This is a genomic window from Bradyrhizobium sp. Kon56, from assembly GCF_055807635.1.
In genome coordinates this window covers 50457-68951 of sequence record NZ_JBVVOU010000029.1, presented here as the reverse complement: position 1 = coordinate 68951, position 18495 = coordinate 50457, and the positions used below count along the sequence as shown (strand labels likewise).

Here is an 18495-nt window from a genome sequence, read left to right as displayed (position 1 = left end):
ATGGCTCTTGCCTCTTCCTTGAGCTAGCGCGCCGCCTTAGATGTTGTGCGATCTTCGATTTCCTCTTCGGTTTCGCAGATACTTGCAGTCGTGCGTGAGCCTTCAGCGGGAACATTTCTTTCCGCCGTGGGCGACAGAATTTCGGTGCCCGGTATTGATACGGGAGCGCCCTGAAGTACCCAGTCCGCCACAATCGTCCCTATGACGGGCGCAAGCTGAATGCCGTAGCCTCCTGCACCGGCGGCGGTGATCAGGTTCGGTTCGGATGGATCGATGGCGCCGACGAACGGCCGATGGTCCGCGGTGACTGGATAAAGTCCAGCCCAACCTCGACCGAGACGAGCGCCAAGCAGTTCCGGAACACGCTCAAGAAGCAGCTCGGCCAGATTGACTTTCGATTGCTCGTCGCATTGGTCGTTAAAGTTGTTGGGATCCTCCGGAAACGGCGAGCTGACCTTGTGGATTTCGGCAATCAGTTCGTTCCGCTTCTCATGACGGAAGTTGAGGCCAGTGCCCTCCCCGTTCACGAGATCCATCACCATCGGCATCGTATAGTCGAGCGGCTCATCGAGGTGGATTGTCACCGCCTGGTGCCGCTCTGGACGAATGTGCAGCGTTTGTCCGAAAACCCGGGCAACTGCTGGAGCCCACGCGCCAGCCGCGTTGATGACAAAGTCGCAATCGATCCCGCCCTTGCTGGTATCTAGTCTGTAAACGCCATTTCGTCGCGTTACGTCAACAAGTTCACAGAACTGAAAGATGTTGCCGCGGCGCGTGCGCACCTTCTCGGCCAGGAAGGTACACATCTCATGAGGGTCGAGAAATCCATCGTCGGGTCCGAACAGTCCTCCTTCGAGCCCATCGGGGTTCATATGAGGAATGAGCTGTTGCAGCTCGCGCGCTTGATAGAGCCGAGACCTGAAGCCCGCATCCTCCTGTATCTTTACCGATCGTGCGAACAGCTCCATCTGTTCGGCGGTGCGGGCCAGGCGTAGGTAGCCTATGTGGTTAAAGCCCAGTCCGAGACTTTCCCACTCGCGGAACTGCCTTACCGAATGAATACGCAGCAGAATATCGAATGGGTCGGTGAGCTGCGTTCCCACTACGCCTACCGAGCGGCCGCTTGAACCCGAAGCTATGGATTGAGCATCAAGAACCGTGACACGGACTCCATGCTCGGCCAGGCTGAGTGCTGAGCACATTCCGAGCGTACCCGCCCCGATCACGACGACGTGAGGAGAAGCTGTCATTTATCGCCCATTTCGTTTTTGGGTCATCCGGCGGTTACGTCCGGCACGCCGGATCAGCGACAGGTCCTGGTCGGAATTTCCTGCGATCTCACTTAGCGTCTCGTCGACGGCGCCGAGAATCGCGCGCGCGTCGGCTTCGGTCATCGCGGTCGAGAGCGCGAACAGGCCGTAGCTAGCCGACAGGACGCCACGGTCGAGGAGACCTTTGTGGAACGCGTCGAGCTTCCTGCGTTCGGCCGGCCCTGGATAGACCGAGCGATAGTCGGTGACTGGCAAAGCTTTGAAATGAACCTTGAACAGCGAGCCCAGCCCAACGCACCGCCCGGCGAGCCTATGCCGGTCCAGCGAGCCTGTTATGCCCTCGCGCAGCAGGCTGCCCAGATGGTCGAGATGGGCGAAGCTCTCGGGCGTCAGAGCCCTCATGGCGGCGAGGCCGGCGCGCATCGTCACCGGATTAGCGGTGAAGGTCCCACCATGCGGGAGCGCCGGCTTGCCGCGGGTCGGGTCGAAGACCGCCATGATCTCAGCCCGTCCACCGACCGCGCCGACGGGAAAGCCGCCGCCGATCATTTTTCCGAGCACCGTCAGATCCGGCGAAACTCCCCACAGCCCCTGTGCGCCGGAATGACCGAGGCGGAACGAGATCACCTCGTCGAAGATGACCAGTGAGCCGGCGGCGTGCGTGATCTCGATCATTGCGTCGAGATAGTCCTTACGCGCTTGAATCAGTCCGGCGCGGTTCGGCATCGGATCGATCAGCACGCCGGCGATGGTGTCACCGTGCGCAGCGAAGATTGTGCGCAACGCTTCGATGTCGTTAAAGGGAACCGCGATCACGTCGTCCAGCACGCCGCGCGGCGTGCCCCGGGCGTAGGGAGTGGAGGCGGGCATGTCGCCCCAGTTATTGGGCGAGCTGTCGAGGCTGACTTCAGCGAAGTCGTATGATCCGTGGTACGCACCCTCGATCTTGACGATCTTCGGTCGTTCGATGAAGGCGCGGGCAGCCTTGTCGCCATCATCACGCCCTCCGTGCCCGAATTGGCGAAGCGTATCTGTTCGATCGACGGCAGGGCGCTCGACCAGCAATTCCGCAAGCTCGCTCTCACTTGTCGTCGGGGCGCCGAAGGCGGTGCCCTGTGGCAGCTGGTCGATCACGGCCGCCGTCACATCCGGATGGTCATAGCCGTGGATCAGGGCGGTGAAGTTATTGATGCAGTCATAGTAGGCGTTACCGTCCACGTCCCAGACCCGGCAGCCCTCGCCGCGCGCGACGTAGATGGAGAAGGGGTCGATGAAGACCGTGGTCCGAGTGTTGCCGCCGGGCATGACCTTGCGGGCGCGCTCGAACAGGCGGCAGGATGTAGGCATGGCGTCAGGATAGTGCGGCATGATCTCGGAAATGAGATAGGGATAGGAACGGAGGGCCGCGAACCGGGCGCCTTGAACAGTCACTTCGTCATGATCGTGTGGCTTTGCTCGCGCATGTATTGCGGGAGGAACCACGCGCCGAGGCCACCTTTGCCGCTGACTCCGGTGCCTTTCCAACCGCAGAAAGGCTGTGCGCCCGGCCAGGCGCCGGTCGTCGCGCCGCTGGCGCGGTTGGCATAGAGAACACCTGCTTCCGCCGTGTCGAGGAAGTACCGCAACTCTTTCTGGTCGCGGGTGAAGATGCCTGCCGATAGCCCATACGCGATGTCGTTGCCTTCGGCGATTGCGGCCTCGAGGCCATCGACGCCGCGAACGACGACGAACGGCATGAACAGCTCTTCGCGGGTGAGCTTGTCCGGCCCATCGAGTTCGGCCACGGTCGGGAGGACATAGTTGTCGGCAAAGCCCTGCCCGAACGCCGCGCCGCCGAAATGGACCTTGCCCTTACCGTTCACCTCGGAAAGAGCGGCTCTGAAACGCTCGGCCGTCGCGTCCCCATAGACAGGGCCCATGAAGGTCTCAGCCCTTCGCGGATCGCCCACGACCAGCTTGGAGGAAAAATCCACGAGCTTGCTGATGAACTTGTGCTTGACGACGTTGTCGACGTAAACGACCGAGCAGGCGGAGCATTTCTGCCCCTGCAATCCGAAGGCGGATCGCGCCACCCCTTGCGCGGCGCACTCCAGATCGGCATTTCGCGTGACATAGGCGGGGTTCTTGCCGCCCATCTCGGCGATCACCGGCTTCATGTGCGGCAGCATCGCGATGTGACGGAAGATGCTCATTCCCGTCTTGTGTGAGCCGGTGAACGCAACGCCGTCGACGCCGTCGTCCGTGGCGAGCAGACGCCCGACCTCACCATCGCCAAGGACGATATTGAACACTCCATCCGGCAAGCCGGCCTTGCGTAGTGTTTCGGCTATCAACAGCCCGGTCAAAGAGCATCCCGGGGAAGGCTTGAAGACGACCGAATTGCCCGTCAGCAGAGCGCCCGACACCATGCCGATGGAAAGTGCGAGCGGGAAATTGAACGGGGCAATCACCGCGAAGACCCCGTAGGGCTTCATTATGCTTCTGGCGGTCTCATTCGCCACGAGTTCGTTCATCGGGCGCGTATAGCCGTTGTTCTCCTTCAACTGTGACGAGTAGTACTCCACCATGTCGAGACATTCTTCCGCCTCGCCGACTGCCTCAATGCGGGATTTGCCAATTTCGTAGAGTGCTGCAAGGCCAAGCTCATACTTCTGCGCCGCGAGGGCTGCCTGCCAACGCTCGGCGAAGGCTAGCCGCTCTTCGAGAGACGCATGACTCCAAACGTTAGTCCCCGCGCGCGCCGAGGCGATCGCAGCCTTGACATCGGCAGCCGTAGAGATCGGAAATCGCCCCAAAGAAAGCTCAGGAGTGATTGGGCTCGCGATCTCCTTCGGCGGTCGTGTCGAAAACTGTGTCGACCACTCCCGACCAAGAATCTCTCTCTCAAAACCGGGAATGATTTTGTCCAGATGTGCATGCACCGGAGAAAAATCGACTCCAATGTTGGAGTAGGTCACACGCGGGAGATCAAGAATCATCGCCGGCTCCGTAAATTGAGACTAAATACCGATAATCAGGATTTGCCACTTAAGTCAACAGCAGGGATCATAAATCGAGATTTATCTCGATTTTCAGGACTGTCGGATGCGCCGTCTCCCCCGACGCTTGGATTGAGATGCGATGCGCGAAGCAGCACAGGTGGGGCGATTGGACGCAACGAAGGCTAGGTAGCTTCGATGGCTCACTTTTGCATTTGGACGAATTGTGTCCGGCAACTAGGTTCGCCTATTTAAGCCTATTCCGATTGCCGACTTTTGGATAACGCGCGGTGACAGTCGCAGGCTTCTTGTCACACCACACTTACAAATGAAAATGGGCCCGGCGATCGCCGGGCCCTCCTTTTCTTCCGAGGCCTTACGCCTACTCTCAGGCAAACCACCAGCGATCGATGCAGCGGTTTCCATCGAGTCCCCAGTTGCTGGCGAGAGGGCCATGCTGCACCTGATCTGTGACCGCGTTGACTATGCTGGGGAGTGAATGAACGATCGTGCCGCCTTCGTCGTGCACGATCTGCTGCATCTCGAAGTAGATTTCCTTGCGCTTCGCATCGTCCACCTCGGTACGGACCTGCTTCAGGAGGAAGTTAAAGCGCTCGTTCTTCCAGTGGGTATCGTTCCACGCCGCGTCGGACGCGAACGAGGTTGAGAACATCCAGTCGACAGTCGCGCGACCGCCCATGAACCCCATGATGAAAGGCTTCTTCTGCCACACGTTCTGCCAATATCCGTCATCCGGCTCGCGCTTGATGCTCACGTTGATGCCGGCGGGTGCAGCCTGCTCCTTGAACAGCACGGCAGCATCCACCGCGCCGGCGAAGGCCGCAGCGGATGTCGAAAGCTCGAGATCGAGGCTGTCATGGCCGGCCTGCTTCAGGAGGAACTTCGCCTTCTCGGGATCATAGACTCGCTGCTCCAACTGGTCGTTGTAGAACCGGTACGAAGGGGTAATCGGGTTGTCGTTCCCGACCTTGCCGTGGCCTTTCAATACGGATTTTACGATTGCCTGACGGTCGAGCGCGTGTTTGAGCGCGAGCCTGACCTTATTGTTGGTGAAGGGCTCGACGTCCGTGAACATCAGCATTGAGTTGTACTGTTTTCCGGTCACTTCGAGAATCTTGATCCCTTTGCGCTTCGCTAGCCGGTCAACGGTGCTCACATCGCAATTGTCAATCGCGTCGACCTCGCCAGAGATAAGGGCGTTGGCGCTGGCGACGACGTCCGCCACAACCAGAATTTCGGCAGAGTCGAAATTGCCTCTGCCTTGGCGCCAGTAGTTCGGGTGGCGCTGCAGAGTCGCACGGACGCCCGGACTGTAGGATGAGATGGTGTAGCCTCCCGTTCCGACCATATGCGATGTATCGATACGATCGCCATCGGCGGCGAAGATCGGCAAGTGATAGTCCGATAGGATTGGAGGAAAATCAGCGTTGGGAGCCGAGAGGGAGAGGACGACCGTGCTCGGGCCGTCTGCCCTTATTTCGGCGATCTGGGACATGATGCCCTTGACGGCTGAGGTTGAAAGTTTACCGCGGTGGTGATTGTACGAAGCGATCACGTCATCGGGGCCGAACGTCTTGCCGTTGTGGAATTCAATGCCCTGGCGGAGCTTGATGACGAAACGGAGGCCGCCGTCCAGGGTTTCAACGCTTTCCGCGAGCTCCGGAACTACTTCCCCTCGGCTGTCGATCTCCATGAGGTAGTTGCAGACGGAGCCCGCTATCATTCGCAGGACGCTGTTGTTGTACGTGGCAGGGTCATAGGTGTCCGTCGTGGAGCCGCCAGAGGTGCCGATACGGAAGTGACCGCCCTTTTTCGGCGTCCCAGCGAAGACGCGGTTGGCACTCGGCAGCGACAAGGCGGCGGTGAGACCCAACGCGGATGCCGCCTTCAGGAAGGAGCGCCGGTCGAGTCTCCCATGGCGCGCATCCATCTCGAGCCGTTGCAATTTATCCATGTCCATCTCCGGTTCCCTTTTTGCGGTCGACTGTCAGCCGCGCCCGATTTTCGGTATCATATCCCTTTTTCTGGTACAAAAATTCGAATGCACACGAATGTCAATGGCGAAGCGTCGTGAGAAGGCAAGGTCGCCCGCAAGCCTGGATTCCTGTCGCTTATCGCGCAATCCGCGGAGGTGGCGGCAAGCCGCGTCAGCGTTATCAGCGATTTCCAATGCGGGGGGTTCTTGTGATGGACATTCGGCGGGGGTCACACGGCCGTTTGGGCAAACCGCGACGCGAAGCCGTCTCATGACATGTTGAAACCGCCAGCCTTCGCCCGAAATTAGCTGGGTGCGCACCCTCGGGTGGCGAGCAGCTGCGTCAGCCAGTTTGGGTCCAGCTTGGGTTCGGATGAGAGCAGGAGGTTGGTGTAGGGAAGGAACGGCGGCTCCAAGACGGTATCTCGTGATCCCTGCTCGACGACTTGCCCGTTTTGCATGACGACGATCTGGTCAGCGATCGCCTTCACTGTTCCCAGGTCGTGTGTAATGAAGAGGAAGGAGGCCGAGAGCTCCTCCTGCAGGCGCTGAAACAGCCGCAGTATGTCTTGAGCGACAAGCTGATCGAGAGCGGATGTCACTTCATCGCATATGATGAGTTCGGGCTCGGCCGCCAGCGCTCGAGCGATACAGATGCGTTGCTTTTCGCCCCCGGACAGTTCGTCAGGGAGCCGACGGGCAAAGCACTCGCTCAGGTCTATCATCTCAAGCAGCTTCGCGACGTATCGTTTCTGGGGCTTGCCTCGCAAACCGAGATAGAATTCGAGTGGCCGTCCCAGGACTTCCCCGATTTGTTGCCGCGGATTGAGTGCCGTGTCAGGCGATTGATAAATCATCTGGATACGTTTTAGGTCCGAGCGGGACCGCTGATGCATGCGCGCAGGCAGCAGCTTTCCGTCCAGCGTGATCGCGCCTTGGGACGGTGTCAAAAGGCCGGTGATGGCACGGGCAAGCGAACTCTTCCCGCTGCCCGACTCCCCAACGACGGCGACCGTCTGCTTGCGGCCAACGTTGAGGGACACGTTCTGAAGGACGTTTGGTCCTCGTGCGTAAGCCGCGCTGAGGCTGTCAACGCGGAGGAGAGGCTGGCCGGCAGGTGAGGGAACAGGCTGCCGTCGCTCGACTTTCTGGCCGAGCAGCGCTTTCGTATAGAGCTCGCGGGGCGCCTCGAGGATCTGACGAGTCTCGCCTTCCTCGACCTTCCGGCCGTGCCTGAGCACCATGATGCGATCGGCCAGCTGGGTGACGACCGCGAGGTCGTGCGAGATGTAAAGCGCCGCGGTACGGAACCGTTCGACGATCAGCTTGATTGCCGTGAGCACCTCAACCTGAGTGGTCACGTCCAGTGCGGTCGTGGGTTCGTCAAAGACGATGAGCTCCGGCTGGCAGGCCATGGCCATCGCGATCATGGCGCGTTGAAGCTGGCCGCCGGAGACTTGGTGCGGATAGCGATATCCGATTCCCCGCGGGTCGGGCAGGAGCAGCGTCTTGAACATATTTTGGGCGTCGGCTTTGGCCTGTCGCCTTGTCCTGAGGCGGCGCTCGACCGGTATTTCGGCATACTGGCTGATCAGGTTCCAAGCCGGGTTGAACGATGCGGCGGCGCTTTGCGCCACGTAGGCAACCCGGGAACCGCGAAGCGCCCGCAATTGCTTTTCGGGTGCCCCCACGAGTTCTTGCCCGTCGAAGCGGATCGAACCGTTCGCGAAGCGGCTGCCGCTCCTAACATAGCCGAGCGCGGCGAGGCCGATGGTGGACTTCCCGGCGCCAGATTCCCCGATGAGACCGAGCACTTCGCCGCGACGCAACGTAAGATCCAACCCACTGAGCACGGCGCGCCACGTATGATCCTCTCTTACCTCAACCGTGAGGCCGGTTATCTGGATTAACGGGCCGGTGGATACGCTTACGCCGCTCATGCTTTTAGCCCGCTCGCTCGATACAAAAACCAGTCAACGGTAAAGTTGATCGCAACCGCGAACACCGCGATGGTCGCGGCAGGCAGTAGCGGCACGAGCTCACCGTAGACGATGAGCGCAGCGTTCTCACGAACCATGCTGCCCCAGTCGGCGGTCGGCGGCTGCACGCCTAAGCCTAGAAAGGATAAACTGCTGACGAAGAGGATAACAAAGCAGAAGCGCATCCCGAATTCCGCCAGAAGCGGCGCTTTAATGTTCGGCAATACTTCCTTCCGCATGATCCAGATGAGGCCCTCACCGCGTAGGCGGGCCGCCTCCACGAAATCGAGCGCAAGGACATTTGATGAAGCCGCTCGCACGAGGCGAAACACGCGTGTCGAATCGACGAATGCGATGACGAGTATCAGCGCAGTGATCGAGGTACCCGTGAGCGTAAGGATCAGCAAGGCAAAGATGAGTTGCGGGATGGCCATTGCGACATCCACGACCCACCCGAGGGCGTTGTCGACCCAGCCTCCGATTGTGGCGGCAAGCAGCCCCGCGGCGGAGCCGGCGAGAAATCCAGTCAGTGTCGCCGCGAGAGCGATGGCGATCGTGTTCCTTGTAGCATACAGAAGCCGGCTTAGCATGTCGCGGCCCAGGTTGTCTGTCCCCAACAAGAAGTCAGGTCCCCACGGTGCATACTCCGCTCCCACGATCTGCGATTGAGAGTAGGGCGCCAAGATCGGCGCTAGCGCCGCGACGAGGATGTACCCGGCAATCAGGATGAGTCCGATCCAGGCAGAGACCGGTGCGGATCTCAGCGGGCGCGCTTGTCTCACGGCCAGCAAGGTCATGGCTTGGATTGCGACTAAGCCGGCAATACCCGAGGCAGGGAATGCCGCAAAGCGGGTTTGTGCCGTCGCAACGGCCGCTCCGTAGAGTAGCGAGGTCAGGAGAATCCCCAACTCTACCAGCCTGCCTTGCGTGCACCTCAAGAGGGTCGCGGCTATCCCGGCAAAAGCGGCAGTTCCAAGAGCGATTGCGCCCCAATTGCCCTGTAGCCAGGCGGCATTCGCTGAGACGGCAAAGACAAGCCCGGTGACGCCGATCGGGAGCCAGACCGTAACGCCGCGTCCGATTGCAAGATCAGTCATGGAGCTCCTTTACTCAACGCGGGTGGAGAAGGCGGGGATTGGTTAAAATTGTCAGAACGTCGGCGATCAGGTTCAGCGATACGTAGGCCAGCGCGAAGAACATACTGCAAGCCTGAACGACCGGGACGTCCCTACGGGCGACGGAGTCGACCAGAAGCTGACCGACCCCGGGGTAGACGAAGATGACTTCCACCACCACGACGCCAACGACGAGGTACGCCAGGCTGAGCGCCACGACGTTGATGATCGGGGCGAATGCGTTGGGGAGCGCGTGCCGCACAATCACGCTACCGGGCGCCGCGCCCTTGAGGCGTGCCATCTGGATGTATGGCTGCGCCAACAGGTTGACAATCGCCGCGCGGGTCATTCGCATCATGTAGGCGAACACCCCAAGACTGAGGGCAAACGACGGTAGCGCTGTACGATATAGACGTTCACCCAAATTGAGATCGGGACGGATGTTCGAGATGCCTGGGAAGATTCCCGCTTTGGCGCTGAGGAGGAGGATGAGGATGTAGCAAAGGAAGAATTCAGGGAGCGAGATCGAAATAGATGCTGTGACGTTGATCGCCCGATCGAACATTGAATGCCTGTAAGTTGCGGCGAGGATGCCAAGGCCAAGCGCAACCGGCACCGCCATGACGGCGGCGAAGCCTCCCAGGAACAGCGTGTTCCAGATGCGAGTGCCAATGAGGTCGGAAATCTCGCGGTGCGTCGCCACTGATCGACCAAGGTCCCCCGTTAGTACCCCGCCAAGCCAATTAAGATACCGTTCGACGGGTGGTACATTGAGTCCAAGCTCTTCCCTCAAGGCGGCGACATTTTCGGGAGCGGCGTCCTGGCTGAGTATGGATTGGGCGGCGTCGCCGGGCAGCAACTCGACGCCGACAAAGAGGATCAGCGAAATGATGAAGAGCGTCATAGCGCCGAAGGCTATCCGCTTGGCAAGCAGTCGAAGAATCTTCTTCATGGTTGCATGCCCTCTTAGAGTCCACGCACTTGCAGTTTCAGGGGCGGCTCTATCGTGGAGAAATCTACCCGCGCTAGGTCTCGCGTGATAACAACCAGTCCGTCCTCCCGCTCCACCCCGTCGGCGATCTCGCGCGGCGGGTCAAATGTCCCACCAACTCCCTGAATAAGGATACGACGCCCTTCGATCCGGACGAACCCCTTCGTCCGCAGCAAGCGATCACCGCAGTACCCCACCAGATTCTCGATCCATTCGATGAGTTGCTCCCATTGGGGTGCTTCAAATTTGATCAGGAAGACTTTCATCCTGGTGTGTTGGAAGTTGTGTGGCTCCTGGCGCGCCACAATGGGAAAACTCGATCGAAGTGGGCTTTGAATACCCGCAAAGGCGAGCCGGGCTCGGCGCGTGCGGTCGCGCTCGTTCACGATTGCCGCGAGCGGATTCAGATACGCGGCCGCTTCGCTGGCTCTGTCCAAGGCGAGCTCACCGACGCGATCGACCTTTGTAACCACGATCTTCTGCGCGGCGGCGAGCTGGGCGACAGCTTCCTCGAAGCGAGCTGTCGTGTCTGGCCCCTGTTCGCTGTCATAGGTCGACAACACGGTCGTGCGCAGGGGCATCCCAATGTCGAGGAGCGATCTCAGAATGGGAGAGGGCTTCGACAGGCCGCTCGTTTCGATAATGATGCGCTCCAACGATTGGCCTCCCACGGCCTCCCTTTCCGCGAGCAGAGCCAGGATGGCGTGGGGCAGATCGCTATTGAGCGAACAGCACACGCAGCCGTTATCGAGTGTCGCGAGGGGGAGCCCTGTGCGCCCCGTCGTAATGAGGGCGCCGTCCACGTCGATTTGACCGACCTCGTTGACAATGACGCCGGTGTTGGCAGTCTCCGGGTCTTGCAGGTGATCGAGGATAAGCGAAGTTTTTCCGCTTCCAAGGAAGCCAGTTAGCAGAAAGACGTGCGGGCAAAATTGGTGGGTATTGACGCTCATACGTTATCTTGACCAAGCAACGTGTCAATGTTCGCGCCGGCCCAGCTGCGCGCCACGATCCCACGCACATCCGATAGCAGTTCGGCCGTATCGTAGACCACACCGTTACGGATTGTGTATTGGAGGCCGCGCCGCCATTCTGACCTACCCGTCGCGTCATTGAGGCGCAGCGCACCTGTTCCGTAAAGGAATTTCAGATCCTCGAGCGGGTTTTCTTGGTGAACTAGCAGGTCGGCGCACTTCCCTACCTCGACCGTGCCGATCTCGTCGGCCAGCCCCATCAGCTCTGCGGCGGACATCGTCGCGGCACGGATGATTTCCAGAGCGTGGAAACCGGCCTCTTGGAACCATTCGAGATCGCGGATGAAGCAGAAGCCGTAGATCTGGTACAGGAACCCTGCATCACTGGCCGGGCAAACGCGACCGCCTTTCTTCATATAGTCGTACACGAACGCAGACCATCGACGGAAATGTTCCTTCCACTCGACCTCGTTTCGTGTCGACCATTCAAACCAGTACGACCCGTGGTTGGCGCGCTGCGGCTCGAAAAAATCCCACAGCGTCTTGTGAGTATATTTGTCGTGCCAGTCAGCGCGCCTCGCCCGCATCAAGTCCCGATTGGCCTCCAAGATGGCAAGGGTGGGGACGAACGTATGGTCGAGTTCGAGGAAACGGTCGAGCGTTTCATTCCATTTCGCGCTTGCAGGCTCAGCCGCGTGAATGAAGTTCTGGCTGCTGGTATTATACCGCAGGTATTCGTCCATGTAGTCGTAGTTGGCCGGGTACGGCTGTATGCTGGCTCGTTCGAACATGGTCTCGGGGACACCGTAGAAGTGTTCCGTGCTCGTAAGCCCCCACCTGGCCGTCGTCAGTGCGTTCAACCGAGAAAGCGCCATTTGCGGGTGATGGCAGCCACTGCGCAGGCCAAGCGCCTTCGATTCTTCAAGGGCGGCTTTGAAGATCGCCGGCGCGGCGCCGTAGAACTTGACACCGTCAGCGCCTCTTTTGGCGATGGCCCGCAGCCAGGCGCGCCCTTCTTCCGGAGTGTGAATGATGTTGAGACTCTCGTGCGCTGGAAAGCCGGCATAAGCCATGATCCGCGGCGCGGCGATCTCGTTAGCTTCGGACGCGGCCTTCTGCTGGAGCGTCCAGCCCAGGCCGTTTGCCGACCACATATCACGGACGGTCGTGATACCGTGCGCCAACCACAGCTTGTAAACGTATTCGACTGGCGGCTGCTCGCCGTTCGCCGCGTGAGAAGAGATGCCGGTGTGCACGTGGGAATCGACGAATCCCGGAGTTACCCATTTCCCGTGGCAGTCGATCTCGAAGTCCCCCCGAGGCGGGCGGCGTTCGGGGTTGATCGGCATCTTGGGGAAGCCCACGCTTACGATCTGAGTTATGCGGCCCTTCTCAACGACGATGTCGATCGGCCCCATTGGAGGAGCCCCGGTGCCGTTGATGACCGTGGCCCCGCGAAGGACCATCCGAGGAAACGGCCCCACGCCGCGGTCGCGGCCGCGGCCCGGCGCGAGCGAAGGCATTCCGCGGGCGGCCGAGACTATCAGATCTTCGTCGCCGGCCGGAGTTCCGGGGGGTGGAAGGATTGTGTTGGACATACGTAAGCGTTTCTCCCGTTTTTCGGTTATTTTTGCCGGTTTCTGGATTTATTATGGTGGCTACGCGGGAGTCAAGGGCTAACGGGTGTCACGGAGATTGCGAGACGGAATAGCGGCTCGCGGAGCCTCGATCCCGCGATTTGAGTTGGCATTACATTTGCGAGCCGCGGCGCCCGGCGAGCGCAACGGTACAGCCAAGCAAGCCGGGATAAGGCGCTCCGCAAGCCTCTGCTCGGAGAGAGACACGAGCGAGCGGCAGACAGCTTGCAGGTGCCGGCGGCAGGTCTTGTGCGCGCTGAAGGTGCATAGTCGGACGTCCGACGAACGGCCGCCGCATTCCCATAGCTCGCCGCCGAAATCCGCCGGCTAGGAGCCTGTCCAGGGAAGGCGTTTTTATCTTGATAGTGGTGGCGGCTCATTCGGCCCTCGCCAACTTGACGAGGTTGTGAGCGATGCAAATCAGCGCCCATTCGGCCTGCACTGTATCGATGCGGCGCAGCAGTAATTGCCTGAACCCTCTTGCCTGTTTGATCTGTCCGAAGAGGGGTGTGACGATCTGCTTGCGCAGCGGTGACGACTTCGGTAGCCGGCCCGCCTGAGCTTGGTGCTTATCCTGGCGATCAGCGAGCTGAGTCTTGAAGCCTCTTTCGCGCTGGCGGACGTGGTGCCGTGCTTCTGCCTTCCGGTGGCGATGTAACGCTCGATGCGCCGTTTAATGGTTCGAAGATTGGCGTCGGAGCAGTAGCCGGCATCTGCCGATACCTCGTCGGAGAGTCACAGATTGGCCCTGATCCGTCGGCAACGGCAGCCAGTTGCACCTGATCGCTGGAGGAACTGGTAAGCGTCTGCGCCAGGATGATCTGATGGGCACCATCGACCGCGGCTTGGGCGTTGTAGCCGTGAAAGTAACCGTCCTTCGTCTTCAGGATGCGGCTTTATCGGTGAAATTGCGTTGCGCCTTGCCGTCGGGCGCAGCATTCGCGGCGCCGGAGTCTTGCCTCTTCTCCGCCCGACATTTGTCCTCCGCCTCGGCTCGTGCCGTGCTCTCCGCTTCGGCGGCGGCCTTGGCTTCGGCGTCCAGCGCAGCTTGGCCTCGCGATCTTCTCAAGCCGCTTCTGCTTCTCGGCCAGCCAATCGGGCATCTCGTCGCCGCGCTTGTCGCCGTAGAGCGTAACTGGCATGACTCCTCTACCTTGTGATGCGCGGTTCGCTTGGGATACAGTCTGGCATGAGCTGATGAGTGGAGGTGAAGCGCTGGCAAACGCCATGCTTGATGCCAGGCCGGAAGGCGATGCGGCACTTAGAGTGGCAGAATACTCGTTCTGCGCGACAGACGGCCTGACCGTGCCTATCAACGGCCTGCGATGTGGGCACCCGGCATGAAAGCATTTGCAATTTCGGCGGCCGTGGACTTGAGGCGTTCAAGAAACTCCGGGATCGCCCGCGAGCGCACGCGCTCAGCTGGGCCTGTGAGTCCCAAGGCGTAGATCGGCGGTGTTTCCGGTAAAGAAAGTACCGGACAGGCAAGCGTGTAAAGACCTTGAATGTGTTCCCCGTTCTCGACGGCGTAGCCCTGCTTCCGAATCTTCGCAAGTTCACGCTCAAGATCCTGGCGATTGCTGATCGTCCTATCCGTCAACTTGGGGAGTTCGGTATCCAGAATCGCCTGGCGCAACCGGGGGTGCTGCATTGCCGTCAGAACCTTCCCTGAAGCAGTCGCATGGGGAGGCAGCACATGCCCGGGTGCGACATAAACCCCGACACTTGCGTCCGGCGACTCCATCACTACGGAGTGGACGGACGAGCCGGACAGACGAGCGACGAAGCAGGTTTCACCGGTTTGTTCGGCCAATGCCTTAAGCCGGCGCTTGCTTGCGCCAACTATCCAAGATGTGTCGGATTCCAAAATCCGACGGAGTCTCCCCCCAAGCTTGAACTCGCCCCCCCGCCCGCTGCTGGCGACCAGATCACTGCTTTCCAGAGCGTTTACAAGCCGATTGACCGTCGTCTTTGGGAGGTCCAGCACAGCCTCGATCTCGCGGCCGGTAAGCCCATCGAGCGACCCGGCGATCGCTTCCAAAACCTGTGTATAACGCTCCAACGGGCCTGATTTATGCTTCGGAGTCTTCTTGGTTTTCATGGCGGTTCTGCATCTGCGGCATCTTCGGAATTGCCAATATACACATCAAAGTTTCGGAAAGCGAACCTGCGGCCTTCGTGCCGGCAGTTGCGACAATGGGGCGCCTACCGGTGCAGGCTTGATGGCGCCTGTGTATAGGGGCAGATGTCGTCGTCTTTTCTATTCGGGTGGTGAGGTCAAGCACTTCCCTGACTGTGAATACCTCTGGTGATGAAAGTCTCCGCAGTATCCCGCTGCTCTCGGGGAGCGGCCTGTGTGGCCTTCCAATTGAACTAGGAGAAGCCGGTGTCCTGCGAAGACGTCTTTTCAACGGCGGCAGAATCCTCTTGTCTTCCTCGTTCTCATTAGTCTCGTTGCTAAACACGAATTTGCCCCTTACTTTGCGCCGCGACCCTTGGGACCGATAAGGAAGGGGCTATGGAGCTCATCCCAAGAGTCCGAGGTCGAAAGGGTGGCGCAGGTGCTCGCGCACCAGCAATGGGTGGCAGATGCAGATTATGCCGGTCGACGCGCAGAACGGCCCACGTTCTGGGCGTCGCGATTGGCACGAACGCTCTCGCGAGATTCACGATGCTGTGCATCACGCAATACTCATTCAGATCGTCAGGAGCACGGGGCAAACGCACCAAGGCGCTGTGGGTCCGTGCAAAGCCGGCATCGGTCCGAGCCACCCTCGTTGACCACCGCCATCGCTTCCCCGACGTCGATACGCATTTGGTCGACGGATCGAGCGACCATCTTGTCTCCGACCTCGTCAGTTCCGGCATTGACGTCGGCGCCGTGGCAGGGACAATCCAAGTGGAGCGACAGGTCATTATTGGTCTGGAGTCGAACGGGTCGGCGCTGCTCTCCCCGAGAGGCACCCGCTGACAGGTCGTTATGTTGTTCACTGGGGCGAACTGAGGCGCGGAGCGCTTTCGGCACAGCGCGGTACGGGCCGGAATTCCTCAAGCTCCTCATCAGCAAACTGGGCGGCTCCGATCCTTGCCGCTTGTTCCGCACGATGTGGTGCTCGACCGGCTTCTCAGCTTGGTCGGCACGGGCAGGAGTCTCCTGCTGGTAGGAAGCACGACTGGGGCAGCCTATCCGGATGTCCCCTTCCGCGAGGTGCATGATGTCGAGGGGCGGCGCGGCTGTCCGACTGCTCGCCGGCCAGCATACACCGATAGCCTCGCGCGAATGCCTGCACAGTCGAGCAGTTTAAAATCGCTATTCGCCCGCTCGATCGTAAGCGCAGCTCTGCGGCCCTTTTGAATGGCGTTTGACGTCTATTTTGTTCGCGTAGCGCGTCGCCGCGGTTTCCATGTGTCGGACAACGCGTTTACGTCGGCCTCGAGGGCATTCCGGTCGATCACGTTGGGATCGAACCGCTCCGGACCCCAGCGGCGCATATGTTCGTGCTCCGGATGAGCAGGGTCGCTGATGGCGTCGAGGTATTCGGCATAGCCTGGCGCACCGCCGACGCCTTCCGGAGGGCAACGACCGGCGGCCTCGAGCAGGAAGGGCATGCCCTCCGTCGTGGTGTTGTCGAACCATTTTTCGAGCTTGATCACATGGTCCCAGCTGTCGCCGAAGTCATAGAGATAGTGGATGGTCTTGGCGCCGGTCTCTCGAACGATATCGCAAAGCCGCGCTTTACGAGCATCCATGGGCTGGTGGCCGTAATCATTGTCGGGGTCGGGAATCCCCCAATGCGCCTCACCAGCGAAGAACTCGAAGAGGTGGCTGTTCGTCCAGCCAAACGCCTCCTGAAGCGTCAAATGCAGCCGGTCTAGGCGCAGGGTGACGGGTACGACAAGGCGACGCACGACCTCCGGTTTTACGTCCTTGAGGGTCACCTTGATCCGGACCGCGGTCCTGTTCAGGCTCATGCCGCCAGCCTCGGAACGTGTGCATGCATCGTGTAGATCGATGCCCAAGGGAGCAGTTCGTCCAGTCGCGCCGCAGGCCAACCATTGACGAGCTTCGCGAGAACATCAGCGAGCCAGTGCTCGGCACTGACGCCATTGAGCTTACAGGTCTCGATCAACGAAGCGAGAACTGCCCAATTCTCGGCGCCCTCGTCGCAACCGGCAAACAGGGAGTTTTTGGCGTTGAGCTTGATCGGCCGCATCGCACGCTCGACAGCATTCGTGTCCATCTCGATGCGCCCGTCATCAAGATAGAGCGTCAAACCGTCCCAATGACGCAGCGCGTAGCGCAGGGCCTTCGCCGTGTCGCTCTTCTGTGCAAGGTGATCAAGCTTGGCCTCAAACCACTGCTTCAAGGCTGTAGCCAGAGATCGGGCATGCGCCTGCCTGCCAGCACGGCGCTCGGCATCCGATCGGCCGCGGAGCGCTTTCTCGACCGCGTAAAGCTGGGCGATGCGCTCAAGAGCCTCGCGCGCAACCGGAGCTGGCGCCGGAGCGGCCTCGCGCTCGATCTTCACAAACTGGCGCCTCAGATGCGACCAGCAGAAGGCGAGCGTCACGGACAAGGCGTCCGCACGCGTCTCTCGGGTCATGGTCTTGTAGGCCGGATAGCCGTCGCAATGGATGATGCCGCGATAGCCTTCGAGCAGCCTCAAGCCATGGACGGCCCCACGGCCCGGTGCATAAGCGTAAACCACGCCAGGTGGGTCAGGTCCGGCCCAAGGCCTGTCATCGCGTGACAGCGCCCAGAAGTAGCCGGTTTTGGTCCTGCCGCGCCCCGGATCTAACACCGGTGCGGGAGTCTCATCGACACAGAGCTTCGAAGAGGCGAGCAGAAGCTGGCGCAGACGATGCCACAAGGGCTTCAATTCCTGGGCGGCATAGCCGACCCAGAAGGCGAGCGTGGAACGGTCCAGCGCTATTCCGTGCGTCGCCAGCATCTGCGCCTGGCGGTAAAGCGGCAAATGCCAATGATACTTGGCGTCGATCACATGCGCGACCAGCCGCTCAGTGGGCAATCCACCTCTGATCAGTCGCTCGGGAGCGGCGTGCTGGAGGACGACGCCCTGACAGGCGCGGCAGGCCAGCTTGGGTCGGCGGGTGACGATAACGCGATACTGCGCCGGTACGACGTCCAGCCTCTGGCTCTCATCGTGACCAATCTCAAAGAGGTCGCCCTCACAAGACGGGCAACAAGTCTCCGCTGGCATCAGGGTTTCGACGATGCGCGGCAAATGCTCCGGCAACTGACCACGGTTGGCCCTGCGCGCGGCCGTCCTCTTCTCGCAAACTCTGGGATTGGCGCGATCCTCGGCCGCTTCGAGGGCTGCGACGGCCTGATCGATATCCTCCAGAACAAGGTGAAGCTGATCAGCGTCAAGCTTTTCCGAGGACCGACCGAACCGCGCATCTTTTGCAAGCTTGAGCAACCGCTCGAGCCTGGCGCAGCGATCCAGCAGAGCCGCGGCAAAGACGCGCAACTCGGCTGGATCGCTCGGCAGCTCATCAGGCAAATCGCTCATTAGCCCGAGTTTGCCATGCT

At 60.3% G+C, this 18495-nt stretch carries 14 protein-coding genes and 1 pseudogene; 2 read left to right on the top strand and 13 right to left on the bottom strand.

Translation table 11 applies throughout. The annotated features are described in order from the left end of the window. Positions 1-23: 23 nt before the first annotated feature. The 10 genes and pseudogenes from AC0L3B_RS31720 to AC0L3B_RS31675 all read right to left on the bottom strand — a co-directional run. Positions 24-1250, bottom strand: a complete 1227-nt coding sequence (locus tag AC0L3B_RS31720) for an NAD(P)/FAD-dependent oxidoreductase (RefSeq protein ID WP_473381648.1) — start codon at positions 1248-1250, stop codon at positions 24-26. Next, positions 1251-2576 (bottom strand): aspartate aminotransferase family protein, encoded by a 1326-nt coding sequence (locus AC0L3B_RS31715; RefSeq protein WP_473381647.1) that lies wholly within the window; start codon positions 2574-2576, stop codon positions 1251-1253. Between the two features lie 122 nt (positions 2577-2698). Further along, a complete protein-coding gene (locus AC0L3B_RS31710; protein WP_473381646.1) occupies positions 2699-4249 on the bottom strand; it encodes an aldehyde dehydrogenase family protein in 1551 nt (516 codons plus the stop codon). Between the two features lie 388 nt (positions 4250-4637). Further along, positions 4638-6224, bottom strand: coding sequence for an ABC transporter substrate-binding protein (locus tag AC0L3B_RS31705; RefSeq protein WP_473381645.1), 1587 nt, complete (start codon positions 6222-6224; stop codon positions 4638-4640). Between the two features lie 326 nt (positions 6225-6550). After that, positions 6551-8185, bottom strand: a complete 1635-nt coding sequence (locus AC0L3B_RS31700) for an ABC transporter ATP-binding protein (protein WP_473381644.1) — start codon at positions 8183-8185, stop codon at positions 6551-6553. Further along, a complete protein-coding gene (locus AC0L3B_RS31695) occupies positions 8182-9321 on the bottom strand; it encodes an ABC transporter permease (protein ID WP_473381643.1) in 1140 nt (379 codons plus the stop codon). Before AC0L3B_RS31695 ends, AC0L3B_RS31700 begins: the two co-directional genes overlap by 4 nt. A 13-nt stretch (positions 9322-9334) precedes the next feature. Then, positions 9335-10291, bottom strand: coding sequence for an ABC transporter permease (locus AC0L3B_RS31690; RefSeq protein WP_473381642.1), 957 nt, complete (start codon positions 10289-10291; stop codon positions 9335-9337). Positions 10292-10305: 14 nt separating this feature from the next. Beyond that, positions 10306-11283: a CobW family GTP-binding protein gene (locus tag AC0L3B_RS31685; protein ID WP_473381641.1), complete on the bottom strand. Its 978-nt coding sequence runs from the start codon at positions 11281-11283 to the stop codon at positions 10306-10308. Further along, positions 11280-12902 carry an amidohydrolase family protein gene (locus AC0L3B_RS31680; protein ID WP_473381640.1) on the bottom strand — a complete coding sequence of 541 codons (1623 nt, stop codon included), beginning with the start codon at positions 12900-12902 and terminating at the stop codon, positions 11280-11282. Before AC0L3B_RS31680 ends, AC0L3B_RS31685 begins: the two co-directional genes overlap by 4 nt. Positions 12903-13317: 415 nt before the next feature. Continuing rightward, positions 13318-13512: pseudogene (locus tag AC0L3B_RS31675) on the bottom strand (transposase); the annotation flags it as partial. Between the two features lie 253 nt (positions 13513-13765). On the opposite strand from AC0L3B_RS31675, the gene AC0L3B_RS31670 reads away from it, so the two are divergent. Then, complete coding sequence (locus AC0L3B_RS31670) at positions 13766-14101, top strand: hypothetical protein (RefSeq protein ID WP_473381657.1); 336 nt, start codon at positions 13766-13768, stop codon at positions 14099-14101. Positions 14102-14253: 152 nt separating this feature from the next. On the opposite strand, the gene AC0L3B_RS31665 is transcribed toward AC0L3B_RS31670, so the two are convergent. Next, complete coding sequence (locus tag AC0L3B_RS31665) at positions 14254-15042, bottom strand: IclR family transcriptional regulator (protein ID WP_473367936.1); 789 nt, start codon at positions 15040-15042, stop codon at positions 14254-14256. Positions 15043-15612: 570 nt separating this feature from the next. On the opposite strand from AC0L3B_RS31665, the gene AC0L3B_RS31660 reads away from it, so the two are divergent. After that, entirely contained in the window at positions 15613-15912 is a 300-nt protein-coding gene (locus tag AC0L3B_RS31660) for a hypothetical protein (RefSeq protein WP_473381639.1), read from the top strand. 398 nt (positions 15913-16310) lie between these two features. Here AC0L3B_RS31660 and AC0L3B_RS31655 read toward each other — a convergent pair whose 3' ends face one another. Both AC0L3B_RS31655 and tnpC read right to left on the bottom strand, forming a co-directional pair. Continuing rightward, the gene (locus AC0L3B_RS31655) at positions 16311-16913 is read right to left on the bottom strand and encodes a plasmid pRiA4b ORF-3 family protein (RefSeq protein ID WP_473381655.1); all 603 of its coding nucleotides are present in this window, start codon (positions 16911-16913) and stop codon (positions 16311-16313) included. After that, the gene (tnpC, locus tag AC0L3B_RS31650; protein ID WP_473381638.1) at positions 16910-18475 is read right to left on the bottom strand and encodes an IS66 family transposase; all 1566 of its coding nucleotides are present in this window, start codon (positions 18473-18475) and stop codon (positions 16910-16912) included. Before tnpC ends, AC0L3B_RS31655 begins: the two co-directional genes overlap by 4 nt. Positions 18476-18495 lie beyond the last annotated feature (20 nt).

What these genes read in the sequence shown, in the direction of transcription:
- AC0L3B_RS31720 (WP_473381648.1), bottom strand. Translation starts at nt 1,250, where the DNA reads ATGACAGCTTCTCCTCACGTCGTCGTGATCGGGGCGGGTACGCTCGGA.
- AC0L3B_RS31715 (WP_473381647.1), bottom strand. Translation starts at nt 2,576, where the DNA reads ATGCCCGGCGGCAACACTCGGACCACGGTCTTCATCGACCCCTTCTCC.
- AC0L3B_RS31710 (WP_473381646.1), bottom strand. Translation starts at nt 4,249, where the DNA reads ATGATTCTTGATCTCCCGCGTGTGACCTACTCCAACATTGGAGTCGAT.
- AC0L3B_RS31705 (WP_473381645.1), bottom strand. Translation starts at nt 6,224, where the DNA reads ATGGATAAATTGCAACGGCTCGAGATGGATGCGCGCCATGGGAGACTC.
- AC0L3B_RS31700 (WP_473381644.1), bottom strand. Translation starts at nt 8,185, where the DNA reads ATGAGCGGCGTAAGCGTATCCACCGGCCCGTTAATCCAGATAACCGGC.
- AC0L3B_RS31695 (WP_473381643.1), bottom strand. Translation starts at nt 9,321, where the DNA reads ATGACTGATCTTGCAATCGGACGCGGCGTTACGGTCTGGCTCCCGATC.
- AC0L3B_RS31690 (WP_473381642.1), bottom strand. Translation starts at nt 10,291, where the DNA reads ATGAAGAAGATTCTTCGACTGCTTGCCAAGCGGATAGCCTTCGGCGCT.
- AC0L3B_RS31685 (WP_473381641.1), bottom strand. Translation starts at nt 11,283, where the DNA reads ATGAGCGTCAATACCCACCAATTTTGCCCGCACGTCTTTCTGCTAACT.
- AC0L3B_RS31680 (WP_473381640.1), bottom strand. Translation starts at nt 12,902, where the DNA reads ATGTCCAACACAATCCTTCCACCCCCCGGAACTCCGGCCGGCGACGAA.
- AC0L3B_RS31670 (WP_473381657.1), top strand. Translation starts at nt 13,766, where the DNA reads ATGGGCACCATCGACCGCGGCTTGGGCGTTGTAGCCGTGAAAGTAACC.
- AC0L3B_RS31665 (WP_473367936.1), bottom strand. Translation starts at nt 15,042, where the DNA reads ATGAAAACCAAGAAGACTCCGAAGCATAAATCAGGCCCGTTGGAGCGT.
- AC0L3B_RS31660 (WP_473381639.1), top strand. Translation starts at nt 15,613, where the DNA reads ATGCTGTGCATCACGCAATACTCATTCAGATCGTCAGGAGCACGGGGC.
- AC0L3B_RS31655 (WP_473381655.1), bottom strand. Translation starts at nt 16,913, where the DNA reads ATGAGCCTGAACAGGACCGCGGTCCGGATCAAGGTGACCCTCAAGGAC.
- tnpC (WP_473381638.1), bottom strand. Translation starts at nt 18,475, where the DNA reads ATGAGCGATTTGCCTGATGAGCTGCCGAGCGATCCAGCCGAGTTGCGC.